Consider the following 11,651-nt stretch of genomic DNA (forward strand, 5'->3'; position numbering starts at 1 on the left):
AGTGTTCATGCGTGCCACCCGTCGTGCCGTCCCGTCCACAGCCGTGGCGCGCCCTCCCGGCCCGTCGCGGCGCTCGGTGTGGCTGGCCGCCTGGCCGGTGACCGCGGTGTTCGTGCTGTCCAACACGGCCACCCCGCTGTACGTGGTGTGGCGGGACCGGCTCGGCTTCTCGTCCGGGATGCTGACCGTCGTCTTCGCCGGTTACATCGTCGGTCTGCTCGCGGCGCTGCTGGTGGCGGGCGTGGTCTCGGACCGGGTCGGGCGCAAGCCGGTGCTGCTGCCCGCACTGGTGCTGGGGGTCGTGGCGAGCGTGCTGTTCGCCACCGCCGGGTCCGTGCTCACGCTGGTGGCGGCGCGGCTGCTGAGCGGGATCGCGGTGGGGGCCGTGGTCTCGGCGGGCATGGCGGCGGTCGCCGATGTCGCGGGACCGGGGCGCAGGCGCTTCGCCGCACTGCTCGCGTCGACCGCGATGGTCCTGGGCGCGGGCACCGGCCCGCTGCTCGCGGGCGTCCTCTCCGAGACCCTGCCCGGGGCGACGGTCACCGTGTTCCTGCTGGAGATCGTCCTGCTCGCGCTCGCCGTCCTGGTCGTGTGGCGGCTGCCGCTCGACCCTCCGGCCGGGCCGCGCGCCGGGACGTGGATCCGGGTGCCCTCCGTGCCACGCGTGCATCGCACCCGACTCCTCATGGGCGTCGCCGTGTTCGCGCCCGGCATCACCTCCACGTCGTTCGTGCTGTCCCTGGGGCCGTCCCTGCTCGCCGACGTGCTCGACACGACGAGCCGGATCGTGGCCGGCGCGACCGCGTTCGTCATGTTCACCGCCGCCACGGCCGTCCAGTTCGCCGTCCGGCGGCTGCCGGTGCGCACGATCCTGCTCACCGGCGCGGCCTCGGTCGTCGCGGCGATGGTGCTCCTGGCCGCGGCCGTCCACCTCTCCTCGGCGCCCCTGCTGGCCGCCGCCGCGATCCTGTCCGGCGGCGGCCAAGGGCTCGGGCAGCTCGGCGGCCTGACCCTCATCGGCTCGCACGTCCCCGCCGACCGCCTCGCGGAAGCCAACGCGGCCCTGAACGTGGGCGGGTACGTCCCCGCCGGAGTGCTGCCCGTCGCGGTCGGCTACCTCAGCGACGCCGTGGGGCTGTCCGCGGCGACGACCGCGTTCGCCGCGACCCTCGCCGCCGCGGGGCTCGCAGGCGCGGTGTTCGTGGCCCGCAGGTCGGTCGACTGACCCGCGAGGGCGTCAGGCACCTGGCCGAACTCCACCCTGCACATCAGTCCGAAGCAAGCTAGTTTGTCCATGTTTTCCTTGCTTACCTGAAACCGCCTTCCGCCCGCCGGGAAGCGGAGTCTTAGAAGCCCTACGACACGTAGGGGTGAGGGGTGGACGATGGCCCACGGCACGAAGGCCATCCTCGTCGGTATGCGGCGAGGCGAACCGGCACCCGTGCCCGGCACGTCCTGGCGCACGCGCGGCGAGTGGCTGCTCGCGGCCGTGGCCGGCGCCTTCACGCTCGCCCAACTGGTTCTCGTACGCCCGGGCATGGGCCTCGGCTGGGACGAGACGGTGTATGTCAGCCAGGTCGGCACCCAGGCCCCGGCGGCCTTCTTCAGCGCACCGCGCGCCCGGGGCGTGTCCCTGCTGGTCGCGCCGATCGCGTCCTGGTCGACCTCCACCGAACTGCTCCGCGTCTACCTCGCCCTGCTCTCCGGCCTCGGCCTGTACCTGGCCCTGCGCGTATGGCGCGGCCTGTTCCCGACCCGGGTCCTGGCCGTGGGCGGCGCGCTCTTCGCCTCCCTGTGGATCACCCTCTTCTACGGCCCGCAGGCCATGCCCAACTACTGGGTCGCGGTCGGCGCCCTGGTCAGCGTCGGCTGCTTCCTGCGCGCCCGCGCCGACCGCACCGACCGGGCCGCCCTGTGGGGCATCGCGGCGGGCGCCGCGCTCATGGCGTGGATGCGGCCCACCGACGCCGTGTGGGTCACCCTGCCGCTGCTCGTCCTGGTGGTCGCGGCCCGCCGGTGGCGACTCGCGGTCGCGCTCGTCGGGGGACTCGTCGCGGGCGCGGCGGAGTGGGTGATCGAGGCGTACGTCGGCTACGGCGGACTGGGCCGGCGGCTGTCCGATGCGTCCGACATCCAGGGCGGACTCGGCTGGAACTTCGCCGTCGACGATCAACTGCGCAGCCTGGCCGGACGGGCCCTGTGCCGCCCGTGCACCGGAGCGCTGCCCAACCCGGCGGTCATGGCCTGGTGGTTCGTGCTGCCGCTGCTCGCCGCCGTCGGACTGGTGGTCGCGGTACGCGCCCGGCGCACCGCGCCCACGCTGCTACCGCTGGCCTGCGCCACGACGGCCGCCGTGCCCTACCTGTTCATGATCGGCTACGCGGCTCCCCGCTTCCTGCAGCCCGCCTACGCCCTGCTCGCGATCCCGGTCGCCGACGCCCTGTTCCGCCTGGTCACCACGCCGGCCGGCCGGTGGCGTCCGGTGGTGGCGAGCCTGCTGGCGGTCGGGCTGGCCGGGCATCTGGCGGTGCAGTACGCCGTCCTGGACCGCACCGTGGACCGCACCACCGCCGACCGCCGCGACTGGGCCCGCAACGCCGCCGAACTGCACCGCCTGGGCGTCCGCCCGCCCTGCCTGCTCACCGGCCGCGAGTCCATCCCCGTCGGCTACTACACCGGCTGCTCCTCGGCGGCGACCGGCGGCCCCAACGCCAACAGCACCCCCGCGGACATCCTGCGCACCGCCCGCCGCCTGCCGACCGCCACCCTGACCCGGCCCGGCGCCGCTCCGCCCGCGTACGCCCGCGACTGGGAGACGCACCGCTCCGCGGGACTGGACCTGCACATCGCACCGGCGCCGGATCGCCGGGACGGGCCCGGATGACGTCGGAGCGGGTCGCCGACGTCGGCCCGCCAGGGCAGGTCCGTACGACGTCCGAGCAGGTCGCCGTCACGCCCACCCGAAGACGCGCCTGCTGGCACACCGTCCTCGCCCTCGGCGTCCTGGTGGCCGCCGTCTGTCTGGCCGTGCGCCACTGGCCCGTGCTGGAGACCGGCGCCCTCCGGCTCGCCGTGGCCGACCAGGGCTGGCTGCTGGTCGGGGCCACGGCGGCGGGCCTGACCTGGCTGTGCGCGGCGCTCGCCCAACAGGGCGCCGTGACCTCGAGGTTGCCCCCCGGGCGGCTCGTCGCCACCCAGTTCGCCGCCTCCGCCGCGGGCCACGTCCTGCCCGCCGGGCTCGGCGCGGGTGCGGTGAACCTGCGCTTCCTCATGCGCTGCGGGATGCCCGCCGGCCGCTCGGCGACCGCGGTCGCGGTCAAGGCCGCGGCCGGCGGGATCGCGCGGGGCGCCCTGATCGCCGTATTCGCCACCGCCTGCCCCGGCGTCCTGCGGATTCCGTCCGGCTGGGGCGGCTGGGCGGCCCTCGTCGGCGCGGCTCTCGGCGGCACCGTTCTGCTCGGCGTGAGGCGGTGGCCCCGATGCCGACGGGCGCTCGGCGTGGTGCTGGCCGACATCCGGGCCGTCCACGTGCGACCGCGGCGGGCGGCGGCCCTGTGGGGCGGCTCGCTGGCGTTCGCCCTGCTGCACGCCCTCGTGCTGATCGCCGTCACCCGGGCCGTCGGACTGCCCCTGGCCCCGGCCCTGGTGGCCCTGCTCTACCTCGCCGCGAGCTGCGCCGCCGCCCTGCTGCCCACCCCGGGCGGCCTCGGCTCACTCGACGCCGCGCTCGGCTTTGCCCTCGCGGCCGCCGGAGCGCCCCCGGCCGCGGCTGCCTCCGCCGTGCTCGGCTACCGCCTGCTGACGGTGTGGCTCCCACTGGTCCCGGGCCTGCTGGTGCTCGGCATCCTGATCCGGCGCAAGGCGCTGTGACCCGACCGGCGTTTCCCCGCCGCCCGGTTCTGGTAGGAGTCCGGTTGTCGGTCCGGAGGCGAGGGGGAACGCGATGACGTGGAACGAGAACGGCGGGCGGCTGGGGGAGGAGTTCTTCACCCCGGGCTCGTCGTCCTTCACCGAGTTCCTGGCCGCGCACCGCCCGGAACTCCTCAGCACCCGCCGCGTCCTGCCGGACGGCGTGGTCGCCGCACCCGACCAGGTCCCGCACGGCACCACCGTGCTCGCCCTCACCTACCGCGACGGCGTGCTGCTCGCCGGCGACCGCAGGGCCACCATGGGCAACCTCATCGCCCAGCGCGACCTGGAGAAGGTGCACCCCGCCGACGACTACTCGGCGGTCGCCTTCGCCGGCACCGTCGGACTCGCGGTGGACATGGTGAAGCTCTACCAGGTCGAGCTGACGCACTTCGAGAAGATCGAGGGCACGGCGATGACCCTCAACGCGAAGGCACGCCGCCTGGCCGGCATGATCCGGCAGAACCTCGGCCAGGCCATGCAGGGCCTCGCCGTCGTCCCACTCCTCACCGGCTACGACCCCTTGGCCCCCGAGGGTGAGCGGGGCCGCATCTTCAGCTTCGACCTGGCCGGGGGACTGTACGAGAAGACCGACTTCCACGCCGAGGGATCCGGATCGCCGTACGCCCGGGGCGCGTTGAAGAAGCTGTTCCACCGGAGGATGGACCGGCGCGAGGCCGCCCTGGCCGCGCTCCAGGCGCTGTGGGACGCGGCCGACGACGACTCCGCGACCGGCGGCCCGGACATCAACCGCCGGATCTTCCCGATCGTGTCGGTCATCACCGAGGACGGCTTCGAGCGGCTGACCGAACCGGAGACCGAGGAACTGAGCCGCGAGATGGTCGAACAACGCCGCGGCCGGCCGGACGGACCCAACGCGACCCCGTGACCGCGGCCCCCTGACCGGGGGCTTTTCCCACTCGTGGGGAAGACCTGTCACGGGCTTTACTGCACATGACTTGCAGTTGCCGGAGGATGGCACGAGGCTGCTCGACGCGGCCGTACGACGGAAAGAAAGATCCTCCCCCCGATGACGGCCGCCCCTGACTCCACTCCGCCCCTCCTCCCCGCCACCGCCCCCGAGAGGGGCCCGGCCCGGCACCGCGTCCGCGGCTCCATGACGCGGCAGGAGTGGATCAGGGTGGGCGGGATGGCCGCCGTGGTCGTGGCCCTGCATGTGGTCGGCTGGTTCACGCTGGTCGTGATCGTCGCGCCGCACCACTACGGCATCGGCGAGAAGTCCTTCGGTATCGGGATCGGCGTGACGGCGTACACGCTCGGCATGCGGCACGCCTTCGACGCCGACCACATCGCGGCGATCGACAACACCACCCGCAAGCTGATGGGCGAGGGACAGCGGCCGCTGTCGGTCGGCTTCTGGTTCTCGCTCGGCCACTCCAGCGTCGTCTTCGCCCTCGCGCTGCTGCTCTCGCTCGGAGTGAAGACCCTCGCCGGACCGGTCCGCGACGACGACTCCCGGCTCCACGACGTCACCGGCCTGATCGGTACGGCCGTCTCCGGGACCTTCCTCTACGTCATCGCGGCGATCAACCTGGTCATCCTCGCCGGCATCTGGAAGGTGTTCCGCCGGATGCGCTCGGGCCACTACGACGAGGCCGCCCTCGAGGAGCAGCTGAACAACCGGGGCCTCATGAACCGCCTCCTCGGCCGCGTCATGAAGTCGATCACCAAGCCCGGCCAGATGTACCCGCTCGGCCTGCTCTTCGGCCTCGGCTTCGACACCGCCACCGAGATCGCCCTGCTCGTCCTGGCCGGCTCCGGCGCCGCCTCCGGCCTGCCCTGGTACGCGATCCTGTGCCTGCCCGTGCTGTTCGCCGCCGGTATGTCCCTCCTCGACACGATCGACGGCACCTTCATGAACTTCGCCTACGGCTGGGCCTTCTCCCAACCGGTCCGCAAGGTCTACTACAACCTCACCATCACCGGCCTGTCCGTCGCCGTGGCCCTCCTCATCGGCACCGTCGAACTCCTCGGCCTCCTCGCGGAGAAACTCCACCTGCACGGCGCCTTCTGGAACTGGATCACCGGCCTCGACCTGAACGTCCTCGGCTTCGTCATCGTCGGCCTGTTCGCCGCCACGTGGATCGTGGCCCTGGTGGTGTGGAAGGTGGGCCGCATCGAGGAGAGGTGGACGGCGGGCCTGGCCGCCCGGGACGCCTGATCGGAGGAACCGGCCCCCCTCACCCGATCGGCCCAGCGACAGAACGATTCGCCGGGTGAAAGGCCACGGCAATTGATCAACCGCTGGGGCGTACCGGCGATCCTGGAGCGGCAGTCCAACCCTCCACCGACCTGGGAGATTCCCTTGCGTGTTCGTCGTATGGTGACCAGCGCCCTCGGTTCCGCCGCCCTCGTCCTCGCCTCCATGGGCGCGGTGACCACCACCGCGACCCCCGCGGCGGCCGACCCCTGCGGGTTCTACGAGACCGGCTCTGACGCCTTCTACAACCACTGCACGTCCGACGGTTCACAGGTCGTCATCAAGGTGGAGGTCGCCTTGGCGCCCGACTACGAGCGCTGTGTCGGCCCCGGCAAGTCCTGGCTGGGTTCCGCGAGCAAGATCACCGGTGCCCACTACGTCGGCCGCACCTGCTGACGAGCGGTCTCCTTCTCGGCAGTGCTCCGTACCGCCCGGCCGGGCGGTACGGAGCACTCCGTGTTTTCCCCGCTCACTCACGAACGCGGCCTGAACTCCTTGTGCCACTTGACGAGTTGCTTCTCCGGATCCCCGGTGTACGACCACGGCGTACGCGTGGCACGCTGCCCCAGCATCCGCAGCAGCGACGCGGCGACATCCTGGAGCCCCGCGGAACAGGCCCCGTGGGCCAGGTAGTTGACGTCACGCAGCTCTCCCGGCTCCACCGCGCTCTCGGTCCGGCCCATGACCCAGCGCTGCCAGGTGCGCCGTACGTCGCTGGCCGCGCCGTCGTTGTTCCAGTGCTGGCCAAGGCCCATGGACGCCCGGCTGCCCTGCGCCGCGTCCAGGAAGTGCCGGTACTCCTCGACCCGCGCGTACTGCACCAGCACCGGCAGTGCGCAGCCGGGCGGCGCCACGCCCGCCGCGTCGCGGGCGAAGTCGTACATCAGGCCATGGGAGCCGTGCCAGCGGGCCGAGTAGTAGTGCAGCACCTGGAGGTGGCCCTCCACGCTGTACTGGTCCCGCCCGTGCAACTCGTCCCACCAGCGCCCCAGTTCCTGCCGGCGCACCCCCGACGGGTACAGCCGCGCCACGGAGATCAGCGAGATCCACGGCGTGGGATCGTCGGGATACGCCTCCGCGGCCCGCAGGCACGCCATGACCGCGCTGTCGACGCGGCGCCGGTCGATCGGCACGCCCCGGCCCGCGGCGATGGCCAGGTTGAACGCCCGGGCCGTCTCGGTCGCCGCATACAGCACCAGTGCGTCGGCGCCGTGCGGCTCGGCCGCGAGCCAGGTCTCGGCCGTGGAACTGCTCGTGCAGGCCTGGGCGAGCAGCCGGACGCGATGGCCGCGGGCGAGCCAGTGAGGGCCGGTGGCGCGCAGGAGTTCGCGCAGTCCCTGCCAGCGGCCGATGACGATGTCGTGCCGGGTCGAGCTGAGGGCCGCATCCCCGCAGTCGAGGTCGAAACGCGGAGCGAAGCGGTGTCGCGTCATCGGGGTCTCCCTCAGAAGTCGGTGGGCAGACCCTCGTGGACACGGGAGTGCGCGCCGACGCGGTCGTCGGGGACGTAGTCGGACTCGACGGTCCGGGTGGCGTCGAGCTTCGCGGGCCGGTAGTAGTCGCTGCCCTGCCGCCAGTACCAGAGCATCGGGATCAGGCCGACGGCCAGTCCGCCGATGCCGATCGCGACCGCCGCCGTGCTCAGTCCGCTCAGCGACTCGACGAACACCCAGAACATGAACAGGGCGCCCAGCAGCGGCCACAGCCCGCCGAAGACGAAGTTCGCCGCCGACTTCAGCAGCGTCTTGCGGTAGGCGACGACCACCGCGAGCCCGGCCAGCCCGTAGTACACGGCGATCTGCAGTCCGATCGCCGAGATGGCGTCGGAGAGGATCTCGCCGACCGTGCCCAGGATGTTGGAGGCGATGAGCATGACCAGCGCCACCGTGCCGACGACCAGGATGGCCACCCAGGGCGTGTTCCAGCGGGGGTGGACCCGGCCGAGCGCGGACGGCATCGTACGGTCGCGGCCCATCGCGAACAGCGAGCGCGTGACCTGGATCAGCGTGGTCTCCAGCGTGGCGATGGTGGACAGCATCACGGCGACGACGAGCAGCTTGCCGCCCCAGCCCGGCCAGACCTCCTCACCGAGCACGGCCAGCACGTTGGCGTTGTTCTCCTCGATCTGCCGCGAGGAGAGGATCACGTTCACCGCGATGGTGAACGCCTCGAACAGCAGGAAGACGATGCCGACGCCGACGAGGCCGGCGAGTCCCGTCGTACGACGGCTGTTGCGGGTCTCCTCGCTCAGGTTGCTGGTGACGTCCCAGCCCCAGTAGTAGAACGCGGCGATGAGCGCGCCGGACGCGAAGCCCGCCATGCCGTCGAAGTGGCCGAAGCCGAGCCACGACCAGTCGAAGGCACGGGCGCCGTCGGTGTGGAAGAGGGCGAGGACCGCGAACACGGCCAGAATGGCCAGCTCCACCCCGGACATGACGAGCTGTGCCCGGACGGTGAGCCGGGCCCCGCCCAGGACGACCAACAGCATGGCGACGAACCAGGCCGCGCCGACCACCGTGGACAGCGCGGTGTCGTCCGCGAGGTTCTCGTCGAAGAGGGCGAGCGTCATCGACCCGGCGGGCAGCGAACCCGCCACCATGAAGATGGTCGCCGAGATGACCAGCGCCCAGCCGCTGATGAACCCGAGAAAGGGATGGAGCGTACGTCCCACCCACGAGTAACTGGCGCCCGCGTTCACGTCGATCCGGCCGAGATAGCTGAACGCCAGCGCGATGCCGAGCATGGGGATCGCGCAGTACAGCAGGGCCGCGGGGCTCGCCAGGCCCACCGCGGAGACCAGGACCGCGGTGGTCGCGGCCAGCGAGTACGCCGGGGCGCTGCCCGCGACGGCCATCACCACCGTGTCGAACGTACCGAGGGCATCGGCCTGCAGCCCTCTGCCCCTGACATTGCTCATGGTTGCGCTGCTTTCCGTCGTGCACGACGCGAGGGCAGGCCCAGGCGGCGTAAAGGGGTGGGGGGTTGCCGCGCCCCGGACGACGGAGGGATGGCCTCGGGTCAGGGGCGGTGACGAGAAGAAGGGGTGGCGATACCGCGCAATCGCTGCGTAGACGGACGGTCACACCGTGTGTGCGTGTGATGATAGCGGCACTCGTTGAGCTTTCAAGATTGACCGGGAAGTAACCTCCCTGGGCCCTCGAAGGCCCCACTCCCACAGCTGTTTTGAGGTTGGAGATCCCGTACCGGGAAACGCGGTTCAGGACACCCGAGACAGACGAGTGCGACGCGCGAGGAGGCGACGATGGACACGGAGCGGTCGAACCCCGAATCGATGGCGGACGACGCGTACCAGCCCACCGGAACCAACGAGGAGCAGGCGGACGCGGCCCCGCTCGACCTGCAGGACGCCGTCGACGAGCGGACGTACGACGAGACCCTCGCCGAGGGCTACTCGCCGCCCGAGAAGCCGCTCGGCGTCACCAAGCACGGCACCACCGCCGCCGAACAGCACGACGGGGAGACCCTCGACCAGCGTCTGGCCCAGGAGGTCCCCGACGCACCCGGGACCGTCGGTGACGGCATCGGCGACGCCCCCGAGGGGGAGGGCGAACCGGTCGACCCCGAGGCGGGCACCGAGCGCGCCGGCCGCCTCGTCGCCCCCGACGAGGGCGCCCACACCGACACCACGAAGGAGGCCGTCGCCTCCGACGTGGGCATCGACGCGGGAGCCGCCGGCGCGGAGGAGGCCGCCGTCCATGTCGTCGAGGACGACACGATCCTTCCCGACGGACCGCAGGACGAACTCCCGGACGAACTTCCGGACGAACTTCCGGACGAACTTCCGTACGAACTTCCGTACGACGAGGAGAGCTGAGCGGGACGCTCAGTCCCCGATCCGGTCGATGAGACGGAGCTTGTTGGTGGCGTCCAGGGCGGCGACCTTGTAGGACTCCGCGAGGGTCGGGTAGTTGAACACGGCGTCGACCAGGTAGTCGACGGTGCCGCCGCAGCCCATCACGGACTGTCCGATGTGGATGAGCTCGGTGGCGCCGGTGCCGAAGCAGTGCACCCCGAGGAGGGTGCGGTCCTCGGGGGAGACCAGCAGCTTCAGCATGCCGTGCGAGTCGCCCATGATCTGACCGCGGGCCAGTTCCCGGTAGCGGGAGATGCCGACCTCGAACGGCACCCGGTCATCGGTGAGTTGGTCCTCGGTCCGGCCCACGAAACTGATCTCGGGGATGGTGTAGATGCCGATCGGCTGGAGGTTGTGCATCCGGGCGACGGGCTCCCCGCACGCGTGGTAGGCCGCGGCCCGGCCCTGCTCCATCGAGGTCGCCGCCAGCGCGGGGAAACCGATGACATCACCGACGGCATAGATGTGCGGCACCTCGGTGCGGTAGTGCTCGTCCACCGTGATCCGGCCCCGCGGGTCCGCCGACAGCCCCGCCTTGTCGAGGTCCAGCTCGTCGGTGAGGCCCTGCCGGCCCGCCGAGTACATCACCGCGTCGGCCGGGATCTTCTTGCCGCTCTCCAGGATGGTGAGCGTGCCCCTCGGGTGGTGCTCGACGGCGGCCACCGTCTCCCCGAAACGGAATGTCACCGCCAGGTCCCGCAGGTGGTACTTGAGCGACTCGATCACCTCGACGTCGCACATGTCGAGCATCCCGGCACGCTTCTCGACGACGGTGACCTTGCTGCCGAGCGCCGCGAACATGGACGCGTACTCCATGCCGATGACACCGGCACCGACGATGACCATGGAGCGCGGGACCCGCTCCACGGCCAGCACGTTGTCCGAGTCCATGATCGTCCGCCCGTCGAACTCGACGCTGTCCGGCCGCGCGGGACGGGTGCCGGTGGCGATCACGATGTGCTCGGCACTGACCAGCCTGTCGTGACCCGTGACCTCGCGCAGGGCGACGGTGTGGGCGTCGACGAAACGGGCGGTGCCGGCAAAGAGCGCGATGTGGTTGCGGGACAGCTGGCTGCGGATGACGTCCACCTCGCGGCTGACCACGTGCTGGGTGCGGGCGGTCAGGTCACCGACGGTGATGTCCTCCTTCAGCCGGTAGCTCTGGCCGTACAGATCGCGCTGGGTGAGACCGGTGAGGTACAGCACCGCCTCGCGCAGGGTCTTGGAGGGGATGGTGCCGGTGTGGATGGAGACCCCGCCGACCATGTCGGGGCGGTCGACGACGGCGGCCTGACGGCCCAGCTTGGCCGCGGCGATGGCGGCCTTCTGGCCGCCGGGACCTGATCCGATGACAAGCATGTCGAAGTCGGGCACGCTCCGGAGTGTGTCAGTCCCGGTGCCCGCTTCGTAAGGGCGAACGGTCAACTGCCCTGCCACGCGGGGGACCACGGAGGCGCGGGGGAACTCCTGGCAGAACGGCGGCAGTTGTGATCACCGCAGTGGTGATCACCGCGGGGCGGCCGACCGTACGACGACTCGCCCCCACGGGCGTCCGGTGCCTGCCGCGGCACTAGGGGGTGTTTCGAAAGTCCCGCACAGCACCCACGGCGCCCGGCACGCACTCTCGCCGCACCGGCCGAAAGCCCA

The 11,651-nt window shown here is 71.7% G+C and carries 10 protein-coding genes; 7 read left to right on the top strand and 3 right to left on the bottom strand.

Annotated elements, in window-relative coordinates; all coding sequences use genetic code 11:
• Positions 1-7 precede the first annotated feature (7 nt).
• The 6 genes from AC5P09_RS26260 to AC5P09_RS26285 all read left to right on the top strand — a co-directional run bounded on the left by AC5P09_RS26260 (position 8) and on the right by AC5P09_RS26285 (position 6,526).
• A complete protein-coding gene (locus AC5P09_RS26260) occupies positions 8-1,225 on the top strand; it encodes an MFS transporter (protein ID WP_493876231.1) in 1,218 nt (405 codons plus the stop codon).
• 159 nt (positions 1,226-1,384) lie between these two features.
• Entirely contained in the window at positions 1,385-2,884 is a 1,500-nt protein-coding gene (locus AC5P09_RS26265) for a hypothetical protein (protein ID WP_493876232.1), read from the top strand.
• Entirely contained in the window at positions 2,881-3,870 is a 990-nt protein-coding gene (locus tag AC5P09_RS26270) for a lysylphosphatidylglycerol synthase domain-containing protein (RefSeq protein WP_493876233.1), read from the top strand. Before AC5P09_RS26265 ends, AC5P09_RS26270 begins: the two co-directional genes overlap by 4 nt.
• Positions 3,871-3,943: 73 nt before the next feature.
• The gene (prcB, locus tag AC5P09_RS26275; RefSeq protein ID WP_493876234.1) at positions 3,944-4,798 is read left to right on the top strand and encodes a proteasome subunit beta; all 855 of its coding nucleotides are present in this window, start codon (positions 3,944-3,946) and stop codon (positions 4,796-4,798) included.
• Positions 4,799-4,939: 141 nt separating this feature from the next.
• Positions 4,940-6,091, top strand: a complete 1,152-nt coding sequence (gene nicT / locus AC5P09_RS26280) for a Nickel transporter NicT (protein ID WP_493876235.1) — start codon at positions 4,940-4,942, stop codon at positions 6,089-6,091.
• A gap of 159 nt (positions 6,092-6,250) precedes the next feature.
• Entirely contained in the window at positions 6,251-6,526 is a 276-nt protein-coding gene (locus AC5P09_RS26285) for a DUF6355 family natural product biosynthesis protein (protein ID WP_493876242.1), read from the top strand.
• A gap of 77 nt (positions 6,527-6,603) precedes the next feature.
• Here AC5P09_RS26285 and AC5P09_RS26290 read toward each other — a convergent pair whose 3' ends face one another.
• Positions 6,604-7,563 carry a hypothetical protein gene (locus tag AC5P09_RS26290; RefSeq protein ID WP_493876236.1) on the bottom strand — a complete coding sequence of 320 codons (960 nt, stop codon included), beginning with the start codon at positions 7,561-7,563 and terminating at the stop codon, positions 6,604-6,606.
• Between the two features lie 11 nt (positions 7,564-7,574).
• The gene (locus tag AC5P09_RS26295; protein ID WP_493876237.1) at positions 7,575-9,047 is read right to left on the bottom strand and encodes an APC family permease; all 1,473 of its coding nucleotides are present in this window, start codon (positions 9,045-9,047) and stop codon (positions 7,575-7,577) included.
• Positions 9,048-9,392: 345 nt separating this feature from the next.
• Between AC5P09_RS26295 and AC5P09_RS26300 the strand changes: the two genes are divergently transcribed.
• On the top strand, positions 9,393-9,965 hold the full coding sequence (locus tag AC5P09_RS26300) for a DUF5709 domain-containing protein (protein WP_493876238.1): 573 nt from the start codon (positions 9,393-9,395) through the stop codon (positions 9,963-9,965).
• 9 nt (positions 9,966-9,974) lie between these two features.
• On the opposite strand, the gene sthA is transcribed toward AC5P09_RS26300, so the two are convergent.
• Positions 9,975-11,378, bottom strand: a complete 1,404-nt coding sequence (gene sthA / locus AC5P09_RS26305) for a Si-specific NAD(P)(+) transhydrogenase (protein ID WP_493876239.1) — start codon at positions 11,376-11,378, stop codon at positions 9,975-9,977.
• Positions 11,379-11,651 lie beyond the last annotated feature (273 nt).

This window comes from Streptomyces sp. a15 (assembly GCF_059026085.1).